This window comes from Streptomyces sp. MK7 (assembly GCF_032658145.1).
Taxonomy (GTDB): domain Bacteria; phylum Actinomycetota; class Actinomycetes; order Streptomycetales; family Streptomycetaceae; genus Streptomyces; species Streptomyces spiralis.
The window spans coordinates 1-26105 of the sequence record NZ_JAVACL010000050.1 but is presented as its reverse complement, the minus strand read 5'-3'; the positions used below and the strand labels follow the sequence as shown (position 1 = coordinate 26105).

The window sequence follows — 26105 nt, the reverse complement described above, 5'->3', positions numbered from 1 at the left end:
GGAAGGAGGGCGGGAGGTCAGGCGTTCTTCGGCTCGACCCGGGCCACCACCACGTGCGGCCGGCCGGGATGCGGTGCGGTGAAGGCGGCGTACAGGGCCTCGTGGTCGCGGCCGTCGACCGTCAGCGCCGACCAGCCCGCCGCCTCGAAGCGGGCGGCGATCCCGCCCGGACGGGCATGGCTGGCGGAGGCGTTGTCGACGACGACGGTGTGCAACTGCTCGAGTCCCGCCGGCCCGACGAAGGCGATCGCCTCGTGGTTGCTGCCCTCGTCCAGTTCGGCGTCCCCGATCAGCACCCACACCCGGGGCCGGTCGCGTCCCTGGGCGCGCAGCCCCAGGGCGGTGCCCACGGCGATCGGCAGTCCGTGCCCCAGCGACCCGCTGCCGATCTCGGCGCCCGGCACGAGGGTGCGGTCGGGATGGTGCCCGAGCGGGGAGTCGTAGGCGCCGAACTCCGGCAGCCAGTCCACCGGCACGAAACCCTTGGCGGCGAGGACCGCGTAGTAGGCCATCGGGCCGTGGCCCTTCGACAGCAGGAACCGGTCCCGCTCCGGGTCGTCCCGCTGCTCCGGACGAACCCGCAGCACCCGGTCGTAGAGCACCCAGAGCACGTCGAGCGTGGAGGTGGCGGCCGGCCCGTGCTTCTCGTCGCCCGTCATGAGCCCCATCAGCCGGGGCAGGTCGGCGTACCCGTGGGTGCGCCCGAGTTCTTCGGTGATCGTCATGCGTACGATCGTGCGACCTCAACCAAACTTGAGGTCAAGTGCCGTTGTCTCCCCCGCTGGACGAGGCCTTCGCCGAGCGCACGGGCCGAAAGGGGTGCGCGACCATCGGCCCGAGTGCGGTATTGTTTTCCTGCGCGTTCGGCCGGGGGAAACCCCAGGTCAGACGGGCAACGGGACGTGGCGCAGCTTGGTAGCGCACTTGACTGGGGGTCAAGGGGTCGCAGGTTCAAATCCTGTCGTCCCGACGTGTGAAGACACAGGTCGGAGGCCGTGTCGGAGGAATCCGGCACGGCCTCTCGGTCATTCCGCCGGGCGAGTGACCCCCCTCGTGGACGAGTGCAGCGACCCCGTGCGTGCCGGAGCTGATGGCCCCGTTCCTCAGGTGTCTGTATCGGAGTGGTTCACGGCCGGGCCGAAGTGGCGCCCGACGCCTTGTGGTCGGCACCGTGGAAGGTGAGGACCGAGCACCGTCCTCTCGTCGCGCAAGGATGGGAGAGCCTGAACATCATGACCGACATCCTCGCAGGGGTGGACATTCCCGAGACCGCGGCCGTGGCGGAGGCCACGGACTTCCTCCGGGACACGGTCGGTCCCCTCCTGTTCCATCACTCCCGGCGGGTTTTCCTCTTCGGCTCCCTGCACGCGCGAGCCCTCGGCCTCCGGCCCGATCCGGAGCTGCTCTACATCTCCGCGATGTTCCACGACACGGGCCTTCTGACCCCGTTCTCGGACACGGAACAGCGCTTCGAACTCGACAGCGCCGATCACGCGCGCAGGTTCCTGCGCGACCGCGGGTTCCCGGAGAGCTCCGCCGACGTGGTCTGGACGGCGATCGCCCTGCACACGACACCGGGCATCCCCGGCCGGATGGGCCCGGAGACGGCTGCCACGAACTACGGAGTGCTGACCGACGTGGTCGGCTGGGGGCTGGACGCGCTGGACGGCGGCCAAGTGGACGACATCGTCGCCGCCCATCCCCGGGGGGATTTCAAGAAGGAATTCCTCCAGGCATTCGTCGAGGGGCTCAAGAACCGCCCGGACACCACGTACGGGACTGTCAACGCGGACGTGCTGGAACATTTCGTTCCCGGTTTCCGCCGCACCAGCATGGTCGAGCGCATCACCGACGCACCCTGGCCGACGTAGCCCCGAAGAGGCCGGGACCGAGGCAAGGACACTCCGGCCGGTGCGGACGCCGGCCGTCCCGGGCCGGCGCCGAACACACGCCGAGGCCGGGCGCGACCACCGCTCGACCACCGGCCGGGGCACCTCGTGACCGTAACGGTCGTACCCACCGGGCGGGTGCCGCGGCCGCGGCGGATAGTGGTGCCGGAGAACGGGTGCCGCCGGTTTCGCGAGGACACGGTGCTCCGCGAGCACATGGCGCACGCGAACCAGGGACACCGACTTGCCCGAGGAGCACCCCATGGGCCCCGACCCCGAGGAGCCGCCGTCGCCCGGCAGGGACGGTGACCGCGAGGAGCTGGAGCAACTCAGAGCCCGGGTCGCAGCGTTGGAGGCGGGCCGGGCGGCGCGGCCGCCCCACCACCGCTGGAGGTCCTTCTTCTCGGCGCTCCTCATCGTCCTGAGCTGTGTCCTCGCCCCGCTCGCCGCCGTCGCCGCCTGGACGGCGGACGAGGTCGACGACACCGACCGCTACGTCGCCACGGTGGCGCCCCTGGCGTCCGACCCCGCCGTCCAGGCGGCCGCGGCGAACCGGGTCACCGACGCGGTGATGCTCCACATCGACCTGCCGACCCTGCTCGAAGGCGCCGCCCCCGAGAACCGGCCACTGCTGGAGAAGGCGCTCGGCAAGCTGGGCGGCACCCTGGAGAACGCCGTCCGCAGCTTCGTCCGCGACAAGACCCAGGACGTCATCGCCTCCGACGTCTTCCGGCGGATCTGGGTCGACGCCAACCGTCAGATCCACACCGCCCTCGACAAGGCGCTGACCGGCGGCGGGGGCGCGGTGAAGATCAACAACCAGTCGGTGACCGTCGACCTGGCCCCGGTCGTGGAACGGGTCAAGCAGCGTCTCGTCGACGCGGGCATGACGGCCGCCGCGAGGATTCCGCAGATCCACACGGACTTCACCGTCCTGCGCTCCGACAAGCTCGGCGAGACGAGGACCTATCTGCGGGTGCTCCGGATCGCCGGGTTCTGGCTGCCGGTGCTGGTGGTGCTGCTCATCGTCGCGGGTGTGCTGCTGTCCGTGCACCGCCGGCGCGTACTGGTCGCGGCGGTGCTCGCGGTGGCGGTCGCCATGCTCATCCTCGGCCTCGCGCTCACCGTCTTCCGGGAGGTGTATCTGAACGCGCTGCCGGACACCGTCTCGCAGCCGGCCGCCGGGGCGATCTACGACACGCTGACCCGGTATCTGCGCACCTCCGTGCGCAGGGTCGTGGCCCTGGCCGTGGTCATCGCACTGGCGGCCTGGCTCACCGGGCCGGGCCGGCGGGCCGGGTTCGTGCGGGAGGCATGGCGGTCGGGGCTGAGGGCGGTCCGCGGCGCGGCGGACCACGTCGGTTTCCGTACGGGCTCGGTCGGGCCCTTCGTCCACCGGTTCCGGACCTGGATCACCTGGATCCTGGTGGCCGCGGCCGTCCTGACGTACCTCCTGTGGAGCTACCCGACGGGCTGGGTCGTCCTCGTCATCGCGCTGGTGCTGCTGTTCGCCATGGCCGTCGTGGAGTTCCTCGACGAGCGGATGCCGACCTCGGCGCCCCCTTCCGCCGGGCTGGGGCCCGGACCGGGGCCCGGAACGCCGCAGGCAGTCGGCTGACGCCGGGGGTCCGGTCCGCCGGTCCGCCGGCCGGCCGACCGGTTCACCGGTTCACCGGTCCCGCCGGTCCGCCGCCGTCGTCCTCCAGTCCCTCGTCGTCCCGGAGCCTGCGCCACAGACGGGTGCGGTGCAGCACGTAGATCGCGACGAGCAGCACGAGCACCTGCAGTCCGATCGCCAGCAGCCAGAAGACGTCCTTGCTCTCCAGCTCGTCGGTCAGGTAGGTGAAGTTCATCCCGAAGAACCCGGTCAGGAACGACAACGGCAGGAAGATCACCGACACCACGGCCAGTCGGTTGATCACCCCGTTCTGCTCACCGGAGACCAGGGAGGAGTAGCTGGTGAACGCGCGCCGCGTGGCCTCCTGGAGGGATTCGACATCCGTGAGGGTCAGCCTCCCGGCCTGCTGGAACTCCCGGGCGAGCCGCTGGCGCTCCTCCGGGAAGCTGCGGCTCAGCATCCTCCGGGTGAGGGTCTCGTCCGTCGCCCGGAGGTAGGGCAGGAGGGTGCGGTGCAGCAGAGCGGCCCGCCGGCGCAGCTGAGCCAGACGGTAGACCTGCTCGGGGCGTCGCCTGTCGAACATCCGGTCCTCCAGGTCCTCCACCCTGAGCAGGGCGTCCACGGCGGCCCGGCGGAAGCTCGCCAGCGCCTCCTGGAGCAGCAGGAACAGCACGGCCACGGTGTCTTGGGGCCGCTCCCGCCCCAGCTGCGCCATGAGGTTCTCCACCGACGCGGCCGGTCCGCGCCGGACCGTGATCAGGTGCCGCTCCGTCACCAGGGCGTGCACATGGGCGACCCGGCCCTTTTCGAGCACCGGCAGGACGACCCCGGCCCGGTCCCCGTAGAACTCGGCCCGCACGGGCTCACCCGCCCTGCCGAACCAGGACAGGTGCTCGGCGGGAAGGCCCAGCCGCCGGGTGACCGGCTCTTCGTCGGGCGCCGCCTCCTCGGGCAGCTGCAGGTCGACCAGGAGGAAGTCGGAGACGGCGAGACGCGCACGCGCCCCGGACAGGTCCGTACGAGTGACGACCCCCTCCGGCATCGACACCACCGATACGATCATCGCCCCTCACCGCCGTCACGGACCCGTGAGTCCCACGGTGCGCACGGCACCCGGCCCGCGCACCCGGGAGGCGCGCAGGCGCCTCACCGGGTGCCTCGAAGGGGTGAGGCGGCCGGCGGGTGGGGTGCGGCTACCGCAGGACCGTGATCCGGTCGGCGGCCGCCGGGGCGTACGGCGCGGACGGGGACGAGTGCGCCGTCAGATAGTCGACCAGCGCGGCCAGGTCGTCCTCGCCGACCAGCTGGTCGGTGCCCTTGGCCAGTTCGGTGAAGCCGTCGCCGCCGCCGGCCAGGAAGGAGTTCATGGCGACCCGGTAGGTGGCCGCCGGGTCGATCGGCTCGCCGCCCAGCCGGACGGAGTCCGCCACGACGCGGTCGGCGCCCGACTTCGTCAGGTCGAGGGTGTAGGTGAGGCCGTCGGAGATCTGGAGGATCTTCGGCACCGCGGCGTTGCCGCCCTGCTCGGCAGCGCCGAGGGCGTCGAGGTGGTCGGAGAGGCGGACGGCGGGGCCGAGGCCGTCGCGCTCGCCGCCAAGCTCGCCCCCGACGTCGTCCTCATGGACCTGCAACTCGGCGCCGGGATGGACGGCGTGGAGGCGACCCGGCGGATCACCGCCGACTCCGCCGGCGCGGTCCACGTCCTCGTCCTCACCACGTACGACACCGACGCCGACATCACCCGCGCCATCGAGGCCGGCGCCACCGGCTACCTGCTCAAGGCGGAGCGCCCCGAGGAGCTGTTCACGGCCGTCCACAGTGCCGCGGCCGGCCGCACCACGCTCTCCGCGCCCGTCGCCCACCGGGTCATGGCCCGCATGCGCAGCCCGCGCCCCGGCCTCACCGACCGCGAGCGCGACATCCTCGGCCAGCTGGCCCGCGGCCTGACCAACCGCGACATCGCCAAGGCCCTCCTCCTCAGCGAGGCCACGGTCAAAACCCATCTGGGCCGCATCTACGACAAGCTCGGCGTCGACACCCGCGCGGGCGCCGTCGCCGTCGCCAAGGAGCAGCGGCTGCTGCCCTGAGCGCGGGGCGGTGTACGCGTGACAGAGGGCTCAGTACACGTAACCGACGTGCGCGAGCGCCTGCTTCAGCAGCACCCCGTGCCCGCCGGGCATCTCGCTCTGCACCGCCGGGGAGGCCGCCTCCTGCGGGCTGAACCAGACCAGGTCCAGGGCGTCCTGCCGGGGGCGGCAGTCGCCGGCGACCGGGACGATGTAGGCGAGCGACACGGCGTGCTGGCGCGGGTCGTGGTACGGAGTGATGCCGGCCGTGGGGAAGTACTCGGCGACGGTGAAGGGCTGAAGGGAGGCGGGCACGCGGGGCAGCGCCACCGGCCCGAGGTCCTTCTCCAGGTGGCGCAGCAGGGCGTCGCGGACCCGCTCGTGGTGGAGCACCCGGCCGGAGACCAGGGTCCGGCTGACCGTTCCGTCCGGGCCGATGCGCAGCAGCAGGCCGATGCTGGTCACTTCGCCGCTGTCGTCGACGCGCACGGGAACCGCCTCGACGTACAGGATCGGCATGCGGGCGCGCGCCGACTCCAGTTCGTCGGTGGTCAGCCAACCGGGCGTGGTTTCGGTCATGTCAGACATTGCTTGATCATACTTTCCGGGTGAGGCGCCCGCTGGGGTCGCGGGCCGGTTCGGATACGGGCGGTCCGTAGAGTCGGCGGGCGTTGTCGCGGCCCGTCCAGGCAGCGATCCGCAGGGCGTCGGGCAGGCTCAACTCGTCGGCGTCCACGCGGCTTTGCAGCAGACCGGCGAGCCCCTGCCGGAAGGACAGGGCACCCAGGTGGTGGAATTCGGCCACCCCGTAGGCGTCGGAGCTGTAGAGCAGCTTACGGAACGGGGTGATCTCCAGTGCCTCCTCCAGCACCGCCCGGGAGCGCGCCGGGCCGGTGTAGTGCAGCGCCAGCCCCACGTCCAGGTACACCTGCTCGAACACCGCGGCGAGATAGGCGGCCTGGCGCTGGTAGGGCCAGCAGTGCAGCAGCAGGACGGGGATCGTGCCGGCGGTCAGGTGCAGCCAGTCGGTGAGCAGCGCGGGGTCGGCGCGGTGCAGCCGTAGGTCCGCGTCGCCGAAGCCGGTGTGCAGTTGCAGGGGCAGGCCCAGGTCGACGGCCGTCCACAGCAGGTGCCGGGTCAGGACCGGGTCCGCGAGGCGGCCGCCGTGCGCGAGCCAGCGGGCGGCCGCCCCGGTCACCTCGGTGTCCGCGGGCCGTGCGGGGTCCAGGGCGAATCCGGTGCGGTAGGCCGCCACCGACTTCACCGCCACCACACCGGGCCGCCGTACGGCCTCCTCGGCGGCCGACCGCACCAGCGCCGCGTACTCGCCCGCCTCGACGCCCCGCGCGGCCACCGTCTCGGCGATCTGCTCCAGGCGTACGACCTCGTAGCCGGCGGCGTCCGCGCAGCGGCCCAGTTCGGCGGGGGAGGTGACCGGGTGCGGGGCGTAGCCGGTGTCGACGCAGAACGTCTCGGCTCCCGCGGCGGCCAGGAAACGGCGGTTGACCTCCCGCCAGCCCAGCTCCGCACGCCGGGCCAGATAGCCGGCCGGTGACGCGTGCCGGGGGAGATCCAGCAGGGGCGCGCAGTGGCGGCGTACGGCCACGCCCACGGGGCTGTCGAAGGGCGAGACGCCGGGCCAGGCCTCGCCCTCGGTGATGAGGGACGCGAACTGCTCGTGGGTGAGGTCGGCCGTGACGGCACCGTGGCAGTGGTGGTCCACCAGCCGCAGCGCGGCGAGCGCCTCGTGGACCGGCCCGGCTCCGGCCGGCGCACCCATCAGTACCTCCACCGGTAGGCCGCCGCCACCTGCTCGTCGTCGAGTCCGGCGACGGCCGCGATCTCCCCTTCACGCACGGCGGTCACCGCGTCGGCCAGGACGGGACCGAGGGCGGCGCGCAGCACTTCGTCCGTGCGGAACACGGCGACGGCCTCCGCGAGGGAGGTCGGCAGGCGCCGTACACCCCGGTCCGCCGCCTCCGTCTCGTCGAGCCGTGCCGGGTCGCCGGTGGTCTCCTCGGGCAGCTCCGCCGCCGACGTGATCCCGTCCAGACCGGCGGCGATCAGGCAGCCGAGCGCCAGATACGGGTTGGCGGCGAGGTCGACCGGCTTGATCTCCAGGTTCGCGGCCCGGTCGCGCACTCCCAGGGTCCCGGTGACGACCCGCAGCGCCGCCTCGCGGGTCTCCCGGCCCCACACGGTGAACACCCCGGCCCACTGGGAGGGCTTCAGGCGCAGATAGCTGGCCGGGCTCGGCGCGGTCACCGCGGTGAGCGCGGGCAGGCGGGCCAGCAGGCCGGCGGTGAAGGACTCCGCATCGGCCGTCATGCCGTACCGGCCCTGGCCGCCGGCGTGCAGGTTGGTTCCCCCGCGCCACGCGGACAGGTGGACGTGGCCGCCGTTGCCGACGCCTTCGCCGCGGACGGCCGGGGCGAAGGAGACCCTCAGACCGTGCCGCAGGCCCACTGCCCGGATCGTCTGCCGCACCAGCACGCTCCGGTCGGCCGCCGCCACCGGATCCAGGGCGCCGGCCGAGATCTCGAACTGCCCGGCGGCGTACTCGGGGTGGAGCTGGTCGACGTCCACACCCTGCGCCGCACACGCCGCCAGCAGGTCGGCGGTGTAGTCGCTCAGCTCCACCTGGCGGATCGCGCCGTACGCGGGACCCGACACCGCCGGCTCGAAATCGCCCTCCGGTGCGCTCGCCCGGCCCACGGACCACTCGATCTCGACGGCCGCCTTGAAGGTCAGGCCGTGGCGCCGCTCGGCGTCGGCGACGATCCGGCGCAGGAAGGTACGGCCGCAGCCGGGGTGCCGCTCGCCCTCCTGGGTGATCCGGTCCACCGGCGCCCAGGCCCAGCCGGGCTGCGCGGACAGCACCACCAGACGGTCGAGGTCCGGGTAGAGCCGCAGGTCCCCGTCCGGGGAGCCGAGGAGGTCGGTGGTGACGATGGAGTCGTCGGCCAGGAAGGTGTCGAACACCGGTGACATCCCCACGCCCCACGCCGCCGCCGCGGGCAGCTTCGCCACCGGGACCGTCTTGATCCTGCCGATCCCCGCGGTGTCGACGTAGGCCAGGACGACGCCGTGCACGCCCCGGCCGGCCAGCTCGCCGGCGAGCGCGGTGGCCCGTTCGACGTCACCGGGACGCCCGCCGGGGACCGGGTCGGCAAGGGGGGTCATACGTCCTCCTCGGGGCTCGGGCGCGGTGCGCGGCCGTGCGTCAGGGTTTCACGGCCACCGCGCCGAACTGCGGCACCGCGGCGGGGGCGCCCGCCTCGGGCCGCCACCGCGAGCACGGCACCAGGCCCGGTTCCACCAGGTCCAGGCCCTCGAGGAAGGAGGCGACCTCGGCGCGGGGGCGGGCGGTGATCGCAGGAGTGGCGTTCTCGTTCCAGAACCGCATGGCCGCCACGTTGCCCTCGCCGCCGAGGTCGGCGTCGAAGGTGGGGTGGGTCAGGGCCAGAGCGCTGCCGGACGGGACCGCGGCCATGACACGGCGGACGATGTCGCGGGCCGTGCCCGTGTCCAGGACGAAGTTCAGGATGCCGAGCATCATGACCGCGACCGGCCGGCCGAAGTCCAGGGTCGCGGCGGCGCGCTCCACGATGGCGTCCGGGTCGCGCACGTCGGCGTCGACGTAGTCGGTGAGGCCCTCGGGGGCACCGGCCAGCAGCGTGCGGGCGTGGGCGAGGACGACCGGGTCGTTGTCGACGTACACGATCCGGGACTCGGGGGCGATCTGCTGGGCCAGCTCGTGGGTGTTGTCGACCGTCGGCAGCCCGGTGCCGATGTCGAGGAACTGCCGCACTCCGCGCTCGGCGGCCAGGAAGCGGACCGCCCGCCCGAGGAACCCGCGGTCCGCGCGGGCCACCTCCCGGATCACCGGGAACAGTCCCGCCACGTGCTCGCCGACCTGCCGGTCGACCAGGTAGTTGTCCTTGCCGCCCACCCAGTAGTTCCACACGCGCGCGTTGTGCGCCACACCGGTGTCCACGCTCGGCGACTCGCCCGAGGGGGAGTGGCTCTCGCTCACGTCTGCGCTCCCGTGTCCTGGTCGGCCCTGTCGTCGTTCTCGCGGTGCGTCCGTGCCGTCGCCGCCATTGTGCCGTCCGGTGATCACCCTGTCCCGGGAATCGGCGGAGACGACGGCGCCGGGCCGGCGGGAGTCCGCCGGCAGCGGGGGGGAGTGTTCGTCCGGGGGCCGTGAGACGTGTTTGCCCCGGCGCCGTCGAACGTGTTTGCCTCGGAGATCGGCGCGGCGCCGTCACCAGGGCGCCGGCGCACGACCGCCCCGCCCCGGCGCGCCCCGCGCGCCCCTGACAGAGACCCGGACATGCCCAGCACTTCCTCGCCCCTGCTCACCACCCCCGCGACCGACGCCGGGACCGGCCCCGAGGCCGTCGACGGTCCCGTCGACATACGGCTGATCGTCACGGACATGGACGGCACGCTCCTCGACGACGCCCAGCGGATCCCGCCGGGCCTGTGGCCCATGCTGGCCGAGCTGCGCCGCCGCGGGGTGCTGTTCAGCCCGGCGAGCGGCCGGCAGTACGCCACGCTGGCCGAGCAGTTCGCCGGCGCGGACGAGGGCATGGTCTTCATCGCCGAGAACGGCACGTACGTCGTCCGTGACGGCGAGGAGCTGAGCTCGGACCCGCTGGAGACGGGCGTCGCCGTACGTCTCGTCGCGGCGGTGCGCGACCTCGCGGCCCAGGGCGTGGACCTGGGCGCCGTCGTCTGCGGCAAGCGGTCCGCCTACGTCGAGCGGACCGACGAGGCCTTCCTCGCCGAGGTCCGCAAGTACTACGTGCGGCACCGGGTCGTGCCGGACGTGGCCGCCGTCGACGACGACGTGATCAAGGTCGCCCTGTTCGACTTCGGGTCGGCGGAGCGGACCACCGCCCCGGCCCTGGCGTCGTTCGCCGCCACCCACAAGGTGGTCGTCTCCGGCGAGCACTGGGTCGACGTCATGAACCGTACCGCCGACAAGGGCGCCGCCGTACGCCGGCTCCAGCGGGACCTGGGCATCACCCCCGCGCAGACCCTGGTGTTCGGCGACTACCTCAACGACCTGGAGATGCTGGACGCCGCCGAGTGGTCGTTCGCCATGGCCAACGCCCACCCCGAGGTCGTCCGCCGGGCGCGGCACCTGGCCCCCTCCAACAACGACCACGGTGTGCTGCGCACCATCGCCCGGCTGCTCCACCTGCCGCAGCCGGGTGCCTGACCCCGCGGGGGCGGCGGATCAGGTGACGGAGTCGGCCACCTTCTTGTCCAGCGCGGCCCGTACCAGCGCCGCCGCCAGGGTGTCGGGCTCCGTGTCACCGGCGAGCTCCACGAGCCGGCCGGGATCCTTGGGCAGCCCGAGGCGCTCCGCGCCGGACAGCGTCTTGGCGTCCAGGTAGGGGGCCACCTCGGGCCAGACGTGCTGGACCTCGCGCAGGAAGATGTCCGCGCCGGCCGGGCCCAGGCCGGGCACCTCCTGCAACAGCTCGCGCAGCGTGGGGACGTCGCCGTGGGCCTCCCGGCGCAGCCGGCGCAGATCTCCGCCCCAGCGTTCGGCCACCAGCTCGGCGCCGTCTCCGAGCTGGGTGGCGGTGCGCTCGTCGTAGCGCCGGTAGCCGCCGCGGCCGAGCGCGTCCACGCGGTCCTGCCAGTCGGACCCGGCCATGCCGCGCGCGTCGCGCAGCCCCGCGTCGTACAGCTCACGGGCCGCGGCGACCGCGACCGAGCCGCGGATCCGGGCGCTGAGCAGCACGGAGAGGACCAGCAGCCGGTACAGCGGCTGCGGGGTGTCCTTCAGCGTGATGCCGGCCTCCTCGGCGAACGTCTCGCCGTGCGCCTCGATCAGCTCGTGCAGTACCCGGGACTCACGGGAGCCGCCGGAGTCGCGGGCTGCGTTCACCGGGTCGCCTTCAGCGGATCGTGGCCGAGGGCCATCAGCCGGTGCCGGCGGTCGGTCTCCTCGGCGCTCTCCGGCTCGGGCTCGTTCGCCGGGTCCGCCTGCGACGTGACGAGGTCGACCACCTCGTGCATCACGCGGACGTCGTCCTCGGTCAGGTCCATGCGCCGTTTCTGGAGGATGGCGAGGACGTGCTGCCCGATCGGCGCGCCCGCCTCGTCGGGCAGGGGTTCGGTGCGCTCGCCGGAGTCCTGGACCCGCAGCCAGGCCGCGAGCTCCTGCGAGGTCATGTTCACCACGCGGTGGAACTCGTCCCACAGCGCGTCGTCTTCTAGGGCGTCGCTCATCAGGTGCCCCTTTCGTACCTGGTGCGCGGAGAGCGTGCCGCGCGGAGAGCGTGCCGCGCGGAGAGCGGGCGCGGGACGCCGGATCAGTCCTCCCGGGACACGTTCTCGGCGGCGAACATCCAGCGCTGCTTCTCCAGCTCGGCGGTGATCGTGATCAGCAGGTCCTGGGTGACCGGGTCGGGCGTCGCGGTCGCCTCGATGCGCTCGCGCAGGCGGGAGATGGCGGCCTCCAGGGACTCGACCATCACCTCCACCACATCGGTGTCGCGCACCCAGCCGTCCTTCGGACCGGGCAGTGTGAAGGCCGAGGCGATCGTCTCCGGGCGGCCGTCCGGAGGCAGCCCGAGCGCCGCGGCGCGCTCCGCCACGGTGTCGGCGAACTCGCGGGCCGCCGCCACCACTTCGTCGAGCTGCAGGTGGATGGAGCGGAACCGCGGTCCCACGAGGTTCCAGTGCGCCTGCTTTCCGATCAGTGAGAGCCCGAGAAGATCCACGAGCGTACTCTGCAGCGCCTCCCCGGTGACCTGGCGGGCCGATTCGGGGATCGTGCTCTTCACGACAGTCATACGCGGTTTCTCCTTGGAGGGTCGTCTCTGGCGGTATCGGGCGGGTGCCCCTCGCGTACCACCGCAAACAAGGGCGGGCGAGGCGTGGCCAGGACGTTCCCCGTGAGGTCGCTCAGGCGGCGAGGACCCGGTCCAGGAAGGCCGTCACGTCCGCGAACACCTCGGTCCGGTTCGTCTCCAGGAAGACCTCGTGCCGGGCACCCGGATAGATCCGCTCGGTCAGGTGGCCGGGGGAGCCGCCGCCGGTGAGCCGTTCGACGCCGGTCCGGCTTCCGGCCGGCGGCACCAGCCGGTCGTCGTCGCCGTGCAGCCACAGCACGGGGAGCCGGCCGACGTGGCCGCCCTCGGCCACTGTTGTGAGGGTCCGCGCGAACGCCTCCACCGTCGGCCGCTTCATCGGCCCGTGCCACACCAGCGGGTCCACCGCGTAGGCCGCTCCGACCGCCGGGTCGCGGGAGAGCGCCGCCGGGCTGACCGGCGTGTCGGGGATCTCGTCGAGGGCGAGCAGCCGCCCGGGCAGCTCCCAGGCGCCGATGACCGGGCCGGACAGCACCAGCGCGGTGAGCTCCTCGCCGTACCGCTGCGCGTAGCGGGACGAGATCAGGCCGCCCATGGAGTGGCCGACCAGCACGAGCGGCAGCCCCGGGTGCGCGCCCCGGGCCAGGTCCGCCACCGTGTGCACGTCGGTCACCACGTCCTCGAAGTCCGCGACGACCACGCGCTCGCCGGCCGATCTGCCGTGGCCCATGTGATCGGGTGCGTACACGGCCGCGCCGTGCTCCCGGAGGACGCCCGCCACCTCCGCGTACCGCCCGGCGTGCTCGCCGTACCCGTGGACCAGGAGGGCGACGTAGCGCGGGTGCGGGTGCGGCCACTCGTGCACGAAGAGCGTGCCCCGGGTTCCGGCGAGGACGTGCTCGCGGGCGTCGGACATGGTTCCTCCAGCAGCGTCGGCGGGGTCCGCGGTGATCTTCAGGGGATCTTCCCAGGGGGCGGGTCCGAGGTCTATAGTCCAAAACTAGCAGTGCTAATTAATGGTCCGGTGTGGCCGTGAGCCGTCTGAGGAGTCCTGTCGTGCGCCCCGTCCACTTCGCGGCCGCCCGCCGCACACCGATCGGCAAGCTGCGCGGAGCCCTGTCCTCGGTGCGCCCCGACGACCTGGCCGCGACCGTGATCCGTACCCTCGTCGCCGACGTCCCCGCGCTCGACCCGGCCCGCATCGACGACGTCTACTGGGGAGCCGCCAACCAGGCCGGCGAGGACAACCGCAACATCGCCCGCATGGCCGCACTGCTCGCCGGGCTCCCCGAGTCCGTGCCCGGCGCCACCGTCAACCGGCTGTGCGCCTCCGGCCTCGAGGCCGTCACCGCCGCGGCCCGCGCCATCGCCGCCGGCGAGGCCGACATCGTGCTCGCCGGCGGCTCCGAGTCGATGAGCCGCGCCCCCTTCGTGCTGCCCCGCCCCGACGAGGCGCTGCCGCACCGCATCGAGACGTACGACACCCGGCTCGGCTGGCGCCTGGTCAACCCGGCCATGAAGGACCTGCACGGCCTGCTGTCCATGGGTGAGACCGCCGAGGAGGTGGCCGCGCGCCACGGCATCGCGCGCGAACGCCAGGACGAGTTCGCGCTGCGCAGCCACCGGCTGGCCGCCCAGGCCCGCAAGGACGGCCACTTCGACCACGAACTCCTGCCCGTCGAGCGCTCCGACGGAGTCGTCGTCGACAGCGACGAGTGCATCCGCGAGGACACCTCCTACGACAAGCTGGCGCGCCTCAAGCCCGTCTTCCGCGCGGGCGGCACGGTCACCGCGGGCAACGCCTCCCCGATGAACGACGGCGCCGCGGGCCTGCTCCTGGTCAGCGAGGAGGCCCTGAACGAGCTGGGCCTGGAGTCCCTGGGCCGCTACGTCGCCGGCGCCTCCGCGGGCGTCCACCCCGACGTCATGGGCATCGGGCCCGTCCCCGCCACCCGCAAGGCGCTCGCCCGCGCGGGCTGGAGCATCGGAGACGTCGAGGAGGCCGAGTTCAACGAGGCCTTCGCGGCCCAGGCCCTCGCCTGCGTCGACCAGCTCGGCATCGACGAGGAGCTCGTCAACCCGAGCGGCGGCGCCATCGCCCTCGGCCATCCGCTCGGCTGCTCCGGCGCCCGCATCCTCACCACCCTGCTGCACCGCATGCGCCGCAATGGCGCGGCGCGCGGCCTCGCCACGATGTGCGTGGGCGTGGGGCAGGGCACCGCCGTACTGGTCGAGCAGGATTGAAATCACACCTCACGGCACGCCGACGGGCGCCCCGTTCGCATCACAGGGGCGCCGCGCGGCCGGGGCAGCAACGTCTTGCGTGTTCCGACACCCGGAAGTGAGCTCGGCGAGGACGGACACGCCCCCGGTCTGGAACAGAGACTCTTGCATCGAATGCGTGACCATCGTCGGTGGTGGTCGTTGGGAGTGGTGACGGGTTTCTTCGATACCGGGGGACCTGAGCCCGAGAGGTCCAACGGATGTGGCGGTGCGGGGCGGGGTGCCGGGCGGCCACCTGGTGAGACAGCGCTTTCGTCGGGTGCTTGTCCGGACATAGCATCGGGTCTCGGCATGGACACGATGACGCTTTGGCACATATCCGGCTGGGACTTCGCGGCGCTCGCCTTCGCGGCCCTGCTGGTCGGCTTCTCCAAGACCGCCGTCAGCGGGGCCAACACGGTCAGCCTCGCGATCTTCGCGGCGGTGCTTCCGGCCCGCGCCTCCACCGGGGTGCTGCTGCCGGTCCTGATCACCGGGGACGTGCTCGCCGTCCTCACCTACCGGCGGCACGCCCACTGGCCCACCCTGTGGCGGCTGTTCCCCGCCGTCGCGGCCGGGGTCGTCGTCGGCACGCTGTTCCTGGTGTGGGCCGACGACACCGTCGTACGGACCTCGATCGGCGCGATCCTGCTGCTGATGGCGGCCGTGACGGTCTGGCGCCGCCGGGCGGCCGACCGGGCGGTGGAACCGGAAGCGGTCACCACCCGGGCCGGCCGCGTCAAGGCCCGTTCCTACGGCGTCCTCGGCGGCTTCACCACCATGGTCGCCAACGCGGGCGGCCCGGTGATGTCGATGTACCTGCTGTCGGCCGGCTTCCGCAAGCTCGGCTTCCTGGGCACGTCGGCGTTCTTCTTCCTCGTCGTCAACGTCTCCAAGGTGCCCTTCAGTGCGGGGCTCGGCCTGATCGACGGCCGCTCACTGTTCCTGGACGCGGCGCTCGCGGTGTTCGTGCTGCCCGGAGCACTGTTCGGCAGGTGGGCCGTGCACCGGATCAACCAGCGGCTGTTCGAGCAGCTGGTGATCGCGGCGACGGTCGTGGGCGGCGTGCAGCTGCTGCTGCGTTGACGATGGTCAGGGGGCGGTCAGGAGGAGTTGGTCGGGGGATCTTCGGGGATCTTCGGGGTCTTGAGGGGGTCTTCAGGTGGTCTTCAGGGGGTGGAGGGAGCGGCGGCGGCCGCGCGTGCCAGTGCCGCCCGCAGGCGGTCGTAGCGCTGTACGTCCGTCCAGTCGTCGGCGCGCCGTCGGCGCCCCGTGCAACAGCTCCAGAGGCTTGCCATGATCGCGGTTGCCAGCGGGATGAGCAGCCACGTCAAAGGGTCCAAGGTCGTCCTCCCTTTCCCGAGCGGAACAGCGGGTACGGCGACCATGACATACATGATCAGCTCTACATATTTGTACGTAGAGCGATTCTGTGCATTTCACCCGTAGGGGCGCGCCGGTACCGGTCGTCGGCATGCCAAGTGATCGTTAAGATGGGCCGGTTGAGGGCGGGACTTTCGGGGAACGAGGGTGGGCTACGGGTGCTGGTGGCGGATCGATACCGGATGGACACGGTCATCGGACGCGGCGGAATGGGCGAGGTCTGGCGGGCCCTGGACGAGGTGCTCGGCCGCCAGGTCGCGGTCAAACTGCTGTTGAACGACGCGGACGCCTCGGCCGAGGCGCGGTTCCGGCTGGAGGCGCAGACCTCGGCACGGCTGAACCATCCGCACGTGGTGGGGACGCTCGACTTCGGCACCTGGCAGGGACGCTGCTTCCTCGTCATGGAACTCGTCGAGGGCGACAGCCTCGCCGGGGAACTGGCCGCCGGCGGGCCGCTGGCACCGGACCGGCTGGCCCAGGTGGCGCAGCACGCGGCCGAGGGCCTGGCCGCCGCGCACGCGCAGGGCATCGTGCACCGGGACATCAAACCGGGCAACCTGCTCAGCGACCGCGACGGCTCGGTCCGCATCGGTGACTTCGGCATCGCGCGCTTCGTCGACGACCCGTCCGCGGGGCTCACCACCACGGGCCAGATCGTCGGCACCGGCCTGTACCTGGCGCCCGAACGCGCCATCGGCACTCCCGCGAGCCCGGCCTCCGACCTGTACTCGCTGGGCTGCGTGCTCTACCAACTGGCCGTGGGCCACCCGCCCTTCGAGGCGGAGTCCGCGACCATGCTGCTGTACCAGCACGTCGACGCCCCGCCCGTACCGCCGCACCGGCGCGGCGCCGCGCTGCCTCCAGCCTTCGAGGCCTACCTGCTGAGCATGCTCGCCAAACGGCCCGAGGAGCGGCCCACGGCACGGCAGGCGGCGGACTGGTTCCGCAGCGGCGCCTGGCGCGGCACCCCCGAACCGCTGCCGCCGGAGCAGTCGGGCATCGGCCAAGAGCCCCGCCCGGCCGTCCTGCCGGCGCACCACCGCGCCCCCGTCCACGGCGCCTCGGAGCATGCCGCGCAGGCGCAGGCGCCGGCCCCGGTGCTGGACACCGGCTGGAACACCAGCGTGCACCGGGTGCCCGCGCGCCGACCCGGCCTGCGCACCTCGCTGCGACGCCACTCCCGCACGGTCGCCGTGGTGGGCGGAACGGTCCTGTTCGTCTCCGCGGTCCTCGTCGGGATGAGTGTCTTCTAGGGCGCGACCTGGCAGAGCCCGCCGCACGTCGCTCCTCCGGCCGCCGTGTCCGGTCCGCCGGAGGCCCGACGTGGTGCAAACGCCGTCCGAGCAAGCACCAGAGTGCCGTCAGAGCCGGGGGTGAACACCGCCGGCGGCGTCGGCGGCGGGTCGGAGGGACACTGGCTGCATGGCCAGCCCCAGTCCCAGGAGCGCTGCGGAATGCCGCTTGCCTCCGCGGCCGCAGAGCGCTTCGGCAGCCCGGCGGTTCGTCCGTGATGTCCTGGAACAGAGCCCGCCGGATCTGGTGGACACGGCGCAGCTGCTGGTCAGCGAGCTGGTGACCAATGCGGTGGTCCATGCGAACACCGAGGTGGAGGTCCGGGCCTGGGCCACCGACGGCAGGGCGCACGTCCAGGTCAGTGATCACAAGCCTTCCCGCGGCCTGGTGTCCCAGCAGTTCAGCAGCTATGCCAGCACCGGACGTGGCCTGGACATGGTCGAGCAGCTCGCCTCCAACCACGGCGTACATGTCGGTGAGGACCGCAAGACGGTGTGGTTCGAGCTGTGGTCCGGCACCGCTCCGCCGCCGACGCCGGGCTGGGACACCTCCGTCACATCCCGCGGGCCGACCGTCGCTGTGACGCTGATCGACCTGCCGGGCGCGCTCCACAAGGCAGCCCAGCAGCACCGCGAGGCACTCCTGCGTGAATCGCTGCTCGGCGCCCTGGCCGATGACCGGCCCACGGCCCTGCGGGACGACCTCCTCACCGCGCACGAGTGCAACCACATGATCAAAGCGGCCCTGGCCGCCGCACCGGAACAGACGAGCGCCCATGGGGACCTGCGAACCCTGCGCGTATCGATCCCCGCTGACGCCGCCCCGTCGCTGCGCACCCTGGACCGCATGCTGGATCACGCGCAGGAGGCCGCCTGCGAGGGGCGACTGCTCACCCGGCCGGCCCTTCCCCAGACCCGTGCGGCCAACTCCTGGCTCCTCGATCAGTTGATCAGCCAGCTCGAGGGCAGGCCTCCCACCGCCTGGACCTCGACCCCCCACGAGCCCAGTGCCGTCCCGCCGGAACCGGCACCCTGGGACCCCGGCAGCCTCCAGGACAGCGGTACCCCCACCATCGCCGCCGACGACGCGGACCGGATCATCGCCGTGAACGCACCGGGGGCCGACCTGCTCGGCTGGCCGGCGGACGAGCTGGTCGGACAGCGCATCACCGTACTCATCCCCGAACACCTGCGTGAACGCCACATCGCCGCCTTCACGTCCCTGCTGCTCACCGGAGAGCCGCGCATTCTCGGCCGGCCGGTGACCATGCCCGCGCTGCACCGCGACGGCAGGTTGATCCCCGTCAGTGTGCTCGTTCAGACGCAGGAGGCGAGAGACGGCCGTAGCGTGTTCATCGCCCGCCTCAGCCCTGAGTCCGAAGGCTGATGTCACCCGAACGGCCTACAACTCTTCAGGTGAGCGTGCGGGGTTCCCCCATTCGGCCCATGCTGGGTCTGGACCTGCCGCCGTCATGCACACGTTCCCGTGATCACTGATTCGTCGGGAGGCATCGTGGTCGTGATAGCTCTCCTCGTGCCGGTGATGCTTCTGCTCGTGACCTTTGCGCTGGACCTCTTGGAGAACCTCCTGTTCCCCCCACGGCCAGTGCCTCCTCGGGAGCTGGACCCGCTGGAGGACGACGACGACGGTCCGCCGCCTGATGAGACGATGGACCGGCCCGCACAGTGACGTCTGTCCGCCGGTCTTGAACCGCCGAATCCGTCGTCGAGTTGCTCAGTCGAGACAGAACTCGTTGCCCTCGATGTCCTGCATCAGGATGCACGACTCGTTGTCGTCATCGGCGAGCAGCGTTCGCACGTGTACGGCACCGAGCGCGACCAGTCGTGTGCATTCGGCCTCCAGTGTGGCGAGGCGCTCTTCACCCACGAGTCCGGTGCCGGCCCGCACGTCGAGATGCACCCGGTTCTTGACGATCTTCCCTTCGGGGACGCGCTGGAAGAGCAGGCGCGGGCCCACACCCGAGGGATCACTGCACGCGAAGTAGGTGACCTGATCCTCAGGCGGCAGCGAGCGGTGGTACTCCTCCCAAGTGGCGAACCCCTTCGGGACCGGCGGTACGACGTATCCCAGCACCTCGCACCAGAACGCGGCGAGGCGCGCGGGTTCTGCGCAGTCGAAGGTGACTTGGAACTGCTTGATCGATGACATCGGCGCACCATAACAGGCGGACTCCGTCGCTCATCTCCCGGCGTGAGTCCGCATGTTGCCGGGAGGACAGCCCCTGCCGGCCGCTGTCGAGCAAGGACCGGAACAAGACACTCCCGATCGACGTAGTCTGCGGAGCATGCGGATCTCCGTCTCCTCCGACATGGACGAACCCGTGGCCCGCGCCCTGGTCGCGAAGCTGCGTGAACGCGGGCACGACGTCGTCACCCACGGTGCCCTGCGCCCCGGCGACGATCCGCAGTGGGCGGCGTGCTCGGAGGCCGCGGCCCGGGACGTCGCCGAGGGCCGGGCCGACCAGGCGGTCGTGTGCTGCTGGACCGGCACGGGCGCGTCCATCGCCGCCAACAAGGTGCCCGGCGTACGGGCGGCCCTGTGCACCGACGCCTACACGGCGGACGGCGCACGCCGCTGGAACGACGCCAACGTGCTCGCGCTCGGCCTGCGGCTGACGTCCGGGCCAATGCTGGCCGAGATCCTCGACGCCTGGTTCGCGGCGGCGCCCAGCGAGGACGCCGAGGACCGGGAGAACGTCGCCCGCGTGGGGCGGATGGACTCCGGCAGGACGGTGCAGCCGTAAGCGCGAGGACGCCCGGCGCCCACGCGCGCCACCGCCACGGCTACGGCTGTTGCGTCGGGCCGGTGTCCGGCGGCGTCGACGCGCGCACGACCCACGAAAGCGCGTCCCCACGGAACAGCGCGCGCCCGGCCGCGATCCGCCGCTCACGCACCGGTCCCCGCTCCGTGAGCCGGGTCAGGGACAGCAGCAGACCGGCCTCGTCCGCAGCGTGGTCGGACACCCCGAGCGCCGCCATACGGCGGACCCCCTCCGCACCGTGGCCGGGCAGCGGCCGGTAGCCGACGACCGGCAGCCCGGCGGCGAGCGCCTGGACGGCGGTCTGCCCGGCCGCGTTGTCCACCAGGGCCGCACACGCGTGCAGCAGCTCCGGCATGTCGCTCACCCAACCGGGGGTGAGGACGCCCGGCACACCGGACAGCGCGCGGCGCAACCGCTCGTTGCGCCCGCACAGCACCACCGGCAGGAAGCCGTGCGCGGCGAGCAGCCGCGCCGTGCCGGCCAGCTCCGCCCCGGCGCCCCAGGCGCCCGCGGAGACCAGCACGGCGGGCCGGCCCGGCCCGTGCCGCTGGAACCGGCGCCGCCACCCGGCCGCCCCCGGCCCCCCGGTGAAGAAGCCGGGTGCCACCACCGGCCCCGTCGCCTCGGCCGGCCGGCCCAGAGCCCGGCGCACCTCGTCGGCGGCCTCCCCTGTCACACACAGGTGCAGGTCGTTGCCCGGATGCAGCCACTGCCGGTGCACGGCGAAGTCGACGACGACCACCGCGCTGGGCACCCGCAGCACCCCCCGGGCCCTCAGATGGCCGGTGAGCTGCGCCGCCAGATGGAAGACGGGTACCACGACATCGGCGCGCGTCTCGCGGACCAGGCGCATCAGCCGTTCGCTCGCGAGCCGCGCCAGCGGTGTGCCGCTGGGCCGGGGCCGGGGGCCGGGCCGCAGGAAGACGTCGTAGATGCCGGCGTAGACCCAGGGGCAGTGCCGGACGGCGCCCTGGTAGAAGCCGCGCAGCCCGGCCCCGAGGCCGTAGGGCAGCAGCGCGAGCACGTCCACGACGCGCGCCTCCCGGCCGGCGGCGCGGGCCCGGCGCGCCAGCTCGGCGGCCACCGTGTCATGGCCCGAGCCCATGCTCGCGCTGACCACGAGCAGGCGTTCGGCCCCGGGCGGGCCGTCCGGGGCGGTCTGGGTGAGCGCATGCCCGGTATCCGGGCCGGGCCGGGCCGGGGTGTGCCCGGTCTCCGGGCCCCGGGCGGCGGGCAGCGGTGGCGGCGCGGGCGTTTCGGACGACACTGGTAGTGAGTAACCCTCACCCACCGCAGTCAAACGAACGGGCACGCCCCGCCCGTCCCACGTTTCGGGCCCGGCCACCGGGATACTTCACCCCGGCAGGACAAGGCCGGACCGCCGGGGGCCGCACCGGCGGCACCCCGGTCCCCGTCGACCTTCGAGGTGCGCCCCGATGTCCCAAGCCCCTTCCCGTCCTCGGTCCGGCTCCGGGATCCCCGTGGAGGCACCGGCGACGCTCACCGCCGCGAGCCGGCGCGCCGCCGACGGCGCGCTGCCGGGCGGGGGCGCGCTGGTGACCGGTGCCTCCTCCGGGATCGGGGCCGCGGTGGCACGCCGGCTGGCCGCCGAGGGCGGCTGGCGGCTGGTGCTGAACGGGCGGGACCGCGCGCGGCTGGAAGAGGTCGCCCGGGGCACCTCGGGCGTCGCCTACCCGGCGGACCTGTGCGGCCCGGGCGCCGAACGGCGGCTCGCGGAGTTCGCCCTGGACAGCGTCGGCCGGGTCGACCTGCTGGTGGCCGGCGCGGGCATCGGATGGGCCGGGCCGTTCAGCACCATGCCGCAGCCCGCCATCGACGAGGTGTTCGACGTCAACGTGCTCGCCACCCTGCACCTGATCCGGCTGCTGCTGCCGCACATGATCGGGCAGGGCACCGGCCGGGTGGTCATCATCGGCTCCCTGGCCGGCACGGTCGGCGTCCGGGACGAGGCCGTCTACTCCGCCGCCAAGGCCGCGCTGGGCGCGTTCGCCGACGCCGTGCGCTACGAGCTGCGCGGCACCGGCGTCGGCATCAGCCATGTGGTGCCCGGTGTGGTGGACACCCCGTTCTTCGACCGGCGCGGGGTGCCCTACCGGCGCGCACGGCCCAGGCCCGTCCCGGCGAGCCGGGTCGCCGACGCGGTGTGGGAGGCCGTCTCGCGCGGCCGGGACGAGGTCTACGTCCCCGGCTGGACCCGTGTGCCCGGCCGGGTCCGGGGCGCCGCGCCCGCCCTGTACCGGCGCCTCGCCGCACGGTTCGGGTGAGGCGGGGAAGCGCCGGATCGAGTCGTGGGGAGGGACCGCGTGAGTCGAGGGAGGGATCGCCTGAGGCGGGGAGGGGGAGGTAGGGCCGGATGAACGTCCTCACCGTCGTCCTCGCACTGCTCGCCGCCGCCGCCAACGCCGCGGCCTCGGTCCTGATGAGACGCGCGGCCACGGAGAGACGACCGGACGAGGCGACCGGGCGTGCGCGGGACGGGCGGGGCGGGCGGCGGCGGTGGTTCTGGACGGCCGGTGCCGGGCTGCTCGCCGGCTCCGGGGTGGTGCAGGCGGCGGCGCTGGCCGTGGGGAGTCTGTCGCTGGTGCAGCCTCTGCTGGCCACCGAGCTGCTGTTCACGCTCGCGATCGGCAGCGCCGTCTTCCATCGCCGGCCGGACCGGACCACCTGGCTGTCGTTCCTGGCCCTGGCCGTCGGGCTCGCCCTGTTCCTCGGGGCCGCCGCGCCGTCCTCCGGACGGACCACCGCCGGGCCGGGCCGCTGGGCCCCGGTCGCGTGGGCGGTGGGGTGCCTGGTGCTCACTCTGGCGGGCGCGTCCCGGCTCGTGCGCGGGGCGCCGCGAGCCGCCCTGCTCGGGCTGGCCTCGGCCGTGATGTTCGCGTTGACGGCCGCCCTGCTGAAGCAGGTGACGGGACAGCTCCCGAGGGGACTGGGCCACCTGGCGGCGGACTGGACGCCGTACGCCACCGCGGTCACCGGACTGGTCGCCTTCGGGCTCCTCCAGTGCGCCTTCCGGGCGGGCACTCTCGTCGCCTCCCAGCCGGCCCTCACGCTCGGGGACGCACTCACCAGCGTGGCGCTCGGCTGGGCGCTGTTCGGGGAACACATCGGCCTGGGCGTGCGGATGCTGCCCGAGGCGATCGGCGTCGGTCTCCTCGCGGCGGGCACGGTCGGCCTGGCGCGCGCTCCGGCGGTGTCCGGCCAGTGGGACTCCGAGCCGCCGCCCCCCGGTCACCGCGGCGGCCATGAGCACCACGAAGGCGGAGGCGTACGGACGAAGAGCACGTGAGTGCGCACGGAGAGCGCGTGAAGAGGCGGGAACGCGTGAGGAGGCGGGAACCGTGAGGAGAGGGGAACACATGGGAGACCGAGCAGCCGTCGCGGGCGGGCCGGACCGTGGGGGCGTGCGCCCGGCGGTGGGGATCCTCGCCCCGTCCGGTGTCGCAGCCGCGGTTGCCGTCGCCGCAGTCGCGCACATCGTGCCGGCCGCCACCTGGCTGCCCCGCTTCCGCGCCGTCTGCTTCCCGCGCCTGGCCGGCCTCGGCCGTTCCGACCACGTGGCGCTCACCTTCGACGACGGCCCAGACCCCGACTCCACGCCGCGCTTCCTGGACGCGCTCGACCGGCTCGGCGTCCGCGCCACCTTCTTCGTCCTCGGCGAGAGCGCCGTCCGCTTCCCGGAGCTCACCCGGGACATCGCGGAGCGCGGGCACGAACTCGCCGTGCACGGCTGGACCCACAGCCGCCCCTGGTTCCCGGCCCCCGGACGGGACCTTCGGGAGACCGCGCGCGCGGTGCACGCCCTGCACGAGATCACCGGCCGCCGGCCGACGTGGTACCGGCCCCCCTACGGGATCCTCACCGGTGGCCGATGGGCCGCCGCCGGGCGGCTCGGACTGCGTCCCGTGCTGTGGACCGCCTGGGGGCGGGACTGGACGGCGGACGCGACGGCCGCCTCCGTCCGCGCGACGGTGCGCGCGGACCTGCGCGGCGGCGGCACGATCCTCCTGCACGACTCGGACCGCGCCTCGTCCCCCGACTGCTGGCACGCGGCCCTCGGCGCCCTCCCCGGCCTGATCACCGCGTCCCGGGAGGCGGGGTGGCAGGTGGGCCCCCTCCGCGAGCACGGCATCGCCCGGGAAGACGGCCCGGATGTGCCGGACGCCGAGGCCGCCCGACCCCGACAGCACACCCAGGCCACCGGCCGCCCCGCTCCCCACCCGACGTGACCGCCGCACCCGGCACACCGTCCGCGTTCCGCATCGTGACCGCCGCACCCGGCAGCCACCCGCACTCCACGCCGAGAGGGCCGTGGCGTACATCGCCCAGGCACCTGCCCCACGTCGTCCGACCTGCCCGCCCCACGCCCGGCCCGTTCCACTGCGCCGCATAGTCTCGACCCCATGTCTGTGCACGTCCTGGTCCTCGGCGGTACCACCGAGGCGCGCGAGGTGGCCGCGGCGCTGGCGGGGCGGCCCGGTGTACGCGTGACGATTTCGCTGGCGGGACGCGTGAGCCGGCCGGGACCGCTGGACGGCGAGGTGCGCGTCGGCGGCTTCGGGGGTGCGCAGGGGCTGGCGGCCTGGCTGCGCGAGCACCGCGTGGACGCACTCGTCGACGCCACCCACCCCTTCGCCGAGTCGATCACCCGCAACGCGGCGTGGGCCGCCACCGCCACCGGCGTACCGCTGGTGGTGCTGCGCCGCCCCGGCTGGCGGCCGGAACCGGGGGACCGCCGGCATCCGGTCGCCTCGATGGCCGCCGCCGCGCGGCTGCTGCCGCGGCTGGGCCGCCGGGTGTTCCTGACCACGGGACGGCTGGACCTGGCCGCCTTCGCCCACCTCGCCGAGCTGCACTTCGTCGTACGGTCCGTGGAGCCGCCCGAGCCCCCGATGCCACCGGACGTCCGGGTGGTGCTGGCCCGTGGGCCGTTCACCGTGTCCGACGAGACCGAGCTGCTGCGGGCCCACCGCGTCGACGTGCTGGTGACCAAGGACAGCGGGGGAGCGGCCACGGCCGCCAAACTCACGGCGGCACGGCAGCTCGGTCTTCCGGTCGTCGTCGTACGGCGGCCGCCGCTGCCGGAGGGCGTGACGGCGGTGCCGGACGCGCGAGCCGCCCTGGAGCGGCTGCACCTGCCCGCACCCTGACCAGGGGTGCCCGCCGGCCTACTCCTTCGGTCTGCGCCGCAGCAGATACGTGTCCATGATCCAGCCCTTGCGCTCGCGGGCCTCGGCCCGCAGCCGCTCGATGCGCGGAGCGGTCTCGGCGATCGGTCCGCAGGCGAGGATCTCGTCCGGGGTGCCTATGTAGGCGCCCCAGTAGATGTCGATGTCCTGGTCGGCGTACTGCCGGAAGGTCTGGTGGGCGTCGAGCATGACCACCACGTCGTCCACGCCCTCGGGGAACCCCTCGGCGAGCCGCCGGCCCGTGGTGATCTGCACCGGCCGGGCCACCCGGTTCAGCCCCGTGCGGTGCCGGGCCACCAACGCCGAGACGCTGCTGATGCCCGGCACGACGTCGTACGCGAACTCCACCGCGCCGCGCGCCAGCACCTCCTCGAGGATGCCCAGGGTGCTGTCGTACAGCGCGGGATCCCCCCACACCAGGAACGCGCCCCGCTCCTGATCACCGAGCTCCTCCGTGATCAGCCGCTCGTAGATGTCCGCGCGGGCGCTGCGCCAGTCCCCGACGGCGGGGGAGTAGCCGGTGCCGCCCGCCGACCGGTCCCGCTCCGGGTCCCGCGCCTCCACCACGCGGTACGTCCCCTCCGGTACGTGTGTGTGCAGGATGTCCCGGCGCAGCCGCACGAGGTCCGACTTCACCTCGCCCTTGTCCAGGACGAAGAACACGTCCGTGTCGCGCAGCGCCCTGACCGCCTGCAACGTGAGCTGGTCTGGGTCGCCCGCGCCGATACCGATGACATGAATCTTTCGCACGCCCCCGAGTCTGCCGTAC

28 protein-coding genes, 1 tRNA gene and 1 pseudogene are annotated in these 26105 nt (G+C 73.3%); 15 read left to right on the top strand and 15 right to left on the bottom strand.

Annotation, left to right across the window (positions count from 1 at the left end; genetic code table 11):
* Window positions 1-17: 17 nt before the first annotated feature.
* On the bottom strand, window positions 18-725 hold the full coding sequence (locus tag R2S09_RS34140; RefSeq protein ID WP_316745247.1) for a transketolase: 708 nt from the start codon (window positions 723-725) through the stop codon (window positions 18-20).
* Window positions 726-896: 171 nt separating this feature from the next.
* Between R2S09_RS34140 and R2S09_RS34135 the strand changes: the two genes are divergently transcribed.
* The 3 genes from R2S09_RS34135 to R2S09_RS34125 all read left to right on the top strand — a co-directional run bounded on the left by R2S09_RS34135 (window position 897) and on the right by R2S09_RS34125 (window position 3507).
* Window positions 897-970: transfer RNA gene (locus tag R2S09_RS34135), tRNA-Pro, on the top strand.
* A gap of 262 nt (window positions 971-1232) precedes the next feature.
* Window positions 1233-1871, top strand: coding sequence for an HD domain-containing protein (locus R2S09_RS34130; protein ID WP_316745245.1), 639 nt, complete (start codon window positions 1233-1235; stop codon window positions 1869-1871).
* Window positions 1872-2151: 280 nt separating this feature from the next.
* On the top strand, window positions 2152-3507 hold the full coding sequence (locus tag R2S09_RS34125; protein ID WP_316745243.1) for a hypothetical protein: 1356 nt from the start codon (window positions 2152-2154) through the stop codon (window positions 3505-3507).
* Between the two features lie 43 nt (window positions 3508-3550).
* On the opposite strand, the gene R2S09_RS34120 is transcribed toward R2S09_RS34125, so the two are convergent.
* Window positions 3551-4570 carry a CorA family divalent cation transporter gene (locus R2S09_RS34120; protein WP_316745242.1) on the bottom strand — a complete coding sequence of 340 codons (1020 nt, stop codon included), beginning with the start codon at window positions 4568-4570 and terminating at the stop codon, window positions 3551-3553.
* A 130-nt stretch (window positions 4571-4700) separates the two neighbouring features.
* Window positions 4701-5027, bottom strand: a pseudogene (locus R2S09_RS34115) (5'-nucleotidase C-terminal domain-containing protein); the annotation flags it as partial.
* Between R2S09_RS34115 and R2S09_RS34110 the strand changes: the two are divergent.
* Window positions 4995-5594, top strand: a complete 600-nt coding sequence (locus tag R2S09_RS34110; protein ID WP_316745270.1) for a response regulator transcription factor — start codon at window positions 4995-4997, stop codon at window positions 5592-5594. The pseudogene R2S09_RS34115 and the gene R2S09_RS34110 overlap by 33 nt on opposite strands.
* A 30-nt stretch (window positions 5595-5624) precedes the next feature.
* Here the strand turns inward: R2S09_RS34110 and R2S09_RS34105 are convergent, their stop codons facing one another.
* Genes R2S09_RS34105 through R2S09_RS34090 form a run of 4 tightly spaced genes read right to left on the bottom strand, consistent with a single transcriptional unit; the run spans window position 5625 to window position 9609 of the window.
* Window positions 5625-6152: an NUDIX hydrolase family protein gene (locus tag R2S09_RS34105; RefSeq protein WP_306189057.1), complete on the bottom strand. Its 528-nt coding sequence runs from the start codon at window positions 6150-6152 to the stop codon at window positions 5625-5627.
* Between the two features lie 16 nt (window positions 6153-6168).
* Entirely contained in the window at window positions 6169-7353 is a 1185-nt protein-coding gene (locus R2S09_RS34100; RefSeq protein ID WP_316745240.1) for an amidohydrolase family protein, read from the bottom strand.
* On the bottom strand, window positions 7353-8756 hold the full coding sequence (locus tag R2S09_RS34095) for a glutamine synthetase family protein (protein ID WP_316745238.1): 1404 nt from the start codon (window positions 8754-8756) through the stop codon (window positions 7353-7355). The genes R2S09_RS34100 and R2S09_RS34095 overlap by 1 nt, the downstream gene beginning before the upstream one ends.
* 40 nt (window positions 8757-8796) lie before the next feature.
* Entirely contained in the window at window positions 8797-9609 is an 813-nt protein-coding gene (locus R2S09_RS34090) for an SAM-dependent methyltransferase (RefSeq protein ID WP_306189020.1), read from the bottom strand.
* Between the two features lie 300 nt (window positions 9610-9909).
* On the opposite strand from R2S09_RS34090, the gene R2S09_RS34085 reads away from it, so the two are divergent.
* Window positions 9910-10803, top strand: a complete 894-nt coding sequence (locus R2S09_RS34085) for a Cof-type HAD-IIB family hydrolase (RefSeq protein WP_306189018.1) — start codon at window positions 9910-9912, stop codon at window positions 10801-10803.
* 18 nt (window positions 10804-10821) lie between these two features.
* On the opposite strand, the gene R2S09_RS34080 is transcribed toward R2S09_RS34085, so the two are convergent.
* From R2S09_RS34080 to R2S09_RS34065, 4 genes are all read right to left on the bottom strand, one after another.
* Entirely contained in the window at window positions 10822-11481 is a 660-nt protein-coding gene (locus R2S09_RS34080) for an endonuclease (RefSeq protein WP_306189016.1), read from the bottom strand.
* On the bottom strand, window positions 11478-11825 hold the full coding sequence (locus tag R2S09_RS34075) for a DUF3140 domain-containing protein (protein WP_306189014.1): 348 nt from the start codon (window positions 11823-11825) through the stop codon (window positions 11478-11480). The genes R2S09_RS34080 and R2S09_RS34075 overlap by 4 nt, the downstream gene beginning before the upstream one ends.
* Before the next feature lie 83 nt (window positions 11826-11908).
* Entirely contained in the window at window positions 11909-12391 is a 483-nt protein-coding gene (locus R2S09_RS34070) for a Dps family protein (RefSeq protein WP_306189012.1), read from the bottom strand.
* Window positions 12392-12503: 112 nt separating this feature from the next.
* The gene (locus R2S09_RS34065; protein ID WP_316745234.1) at window positions 12504-13325 is read right to left on the bottom strand and encodes an alpha/beta hydrolase; all 822 of its coding nucleotides are present in this window, start codon (window positions 13323-13325) and stop codon (window positions 12504-12506) included.
* A gap of 140 nt (window positions 13326-13465) precedes the next feature.
* Here R2S09_RS34065 and R2S09_RS34060 point away from each other — a divergent pair, with 140 nt between their 5' ends.
* Together R2S09_RS34060 and R2S09_RS34055 are read left to right on the top strand one after the other, a co-directional pair.
* Window positions 13466-14653, top strand: coding sequence for a thiolase family protein (locus tag R2S09_RS34060; protein ID WP_316745232.1), 1188 nt, complete (start codon window positions 13466-13468; stop codon window positions 14651-14653).
* 330 nt (window positions 14654-14983) lie between these two features.
* The gene (locus tag R2S09_RS34055; protein WP_316745231.1) at window positions 14984-15757 is read left to right on the top strand and encodes a sulfite exporter TauE/SafE family protein; all 774 of its coding nucleotides are present in this window, start codon (window positions 14984-14986) and stop codon (window positions 15755-15757) included.
* Window positions 15758-15840: 83 nt separating this feature from the next.
* On the opposite strand, the gene R2S09_RS34050 is transcribed toward R2S09_RS34055, so the two are convergent.
* The gene (locus tag R2S09_RS34050) at window positions 15841-16014 is read right to left on the bottom strand and encodes a hypothetical protein (protein ID WP_229903750.1); all 174 of its coding nucleotides are present in this window, start codon (window positions 16012-16014) and stop codon (window positions 15841-15843) included.
* A gap of 222 nt (window positions 16015-16236) precedes the next feature.
* Between R2S09_RS34050 and R2S09_RS34045 the strand changes: the two genes are divergently transcribed.
* The 3 genes from R2S09_RS34045 (at window position 16237) to R2S09_RS34035 (ending at window position 19036) form a co-directional block, all read left to right on the top strand.
* A complete protein-coding gene (locus R2S09_RS34045; protein ID WP_316745225.1) occupies window positions 16237-17307 on the top strand; it encodes a serine/threonine-protein kinase in 1071 nt (356 codons plus the stop codon).
* Window positions 17308-17476: 169 nt separating this feature from the next.
* The gene (locus R2S09_RS34040) at window positions 17477-18733 is read left to right on the top strand and encodes an ATP-binding protein (protein ID WP_316745223.1); all 1257 of its coding nucleotides are present in this window, start codon (window positions 17477-17479) and stop codon (window positions 18731-18733) included.
* A gap of 99 nt (window positions 18734-18832) precedes the next feature.
* A complete protein-coding gene (locus R2S09_RS34035) occupies window positions 18833-19036 on the top strand; it encodes a hypothetical protein (protein WP_316745221.1) in 204 nt (67 codons plus the stop codon).
* 45 nt (window positions 19037-19081) lie between these two features.
* Here R2S09_RS34035 and R2S09_RS34030 read toward each other — a convergent pair whose 3' ends face one another.
* Window positions 19082-19516: a VOC family protein gene (locus R2S09_RS34030; RefSeq protein ID WP_306188997.1), complete on the bottom strand. Its 435-nt coding sequence runs from the start codon at window positions 19514-19516 to the stop codon at window positions 19082-19084.
* Window positions 19517-19652: 136 nt separating this feature from the next.
* Here R2S09_RS34030 and R2S09_RS34025 point away from each other — a divergent pair, with 136 nt between their 5' ends.
* Window positions 19653-20111, top strand: coding sequence for an RpiB/LacA/LacB family sugar-phosphate isomerase (locus tag R2S09_RS34025; protein ID WP_316745219.1), 459 nt, complete (start codon window positions 19653-19655; stop codon window positions 20109-20111).
* A gap of 40 nt (window positions 20112-20151) precedes the next feature.
* Here the strand turns inward: R2S09_RS34025 and R2S09_RS34020 are convergent, their stop codons facing one another.
* Window positions 20152-21234, bottom strand: a complete 1083-nt coding sequence (locus R2S09_RS34020; protein ID WP_316745269.1) for an MGDG synthase family glycosyltransferase — start codon at window positions 21232-21234, stop codon at window positions 20152-20154.
* Window positions 21235-21565: 331 nt separating this feature from the next.
* Between R2S09_RS34020 and R2S09_RS34015 the strand changes: the two genes are divergently transcribed.
* From R2S09_RS34015 to R2S09_RS34000, 4 genes are all read left to right on the top strand, one after another.
* Complete coding sequence (locus tag R2S09_RS34015) at window positions 21566-22414, top strand: SDR family NAD(P)-dependent oxidoreductase (RefSeq protein ID WP_316745217.1); 849 nt, start codon at window positions 21566-21568, stop codon at window positions 22412-22414.
* 89 nt (window positions 22415-22503) lie between these two features.
* Window positions 22504-23436: a DMT family transporter gene (locus R2S09_RS34010; protein WP_316745215.1), complete on the top strand. Its 933-nt coding sequence runs from the start codon at window positions 22504-22506 to the stop codon at window positions 23434-23436.
* A gap of 70 nt (window positions 23437-23506) precedes the next feature.
* Entirely contained in the window at window positions 23507-24376 is an 870-nt protein-coding gene (locus R2S09_RS34005; RefSeq protein WP_316745213.1) for a polysaccharide deacetylase family protein, read from the top strand.
* 174 nt (window positions 24377-24550) lie between these two features.
* A complete protein-coding gene (locus tag R2S09_RS34000) occupies window positions 24551-25297 on the top strand; it encodes a cobalt-precorrin-6A reductase (protein WP_306188989.1) in 747 nt (248 codons plus the stop codon).
* A gap of 18 nt (window positions 25298-25315) precedes the next feature.
* Here the strand turns inward: R2S09_RS34000 and cobF are convergent, their stop codons facing one another.
* The gene (gene cobF / locus R2S09_RS33995) at window positions 25316-26086 is read right to left on the bottom strand and encodes a precorrin-6A synthase (deacetylating) (protein ID WP_306188987.1); all 771 of its coding nucleotides are present in this window, start codon (window positions 26084-26086) and stop codon (window positions 25316-25318) included.
* Window positions 26087-26105: the final 19 nt, after the last annotated feature.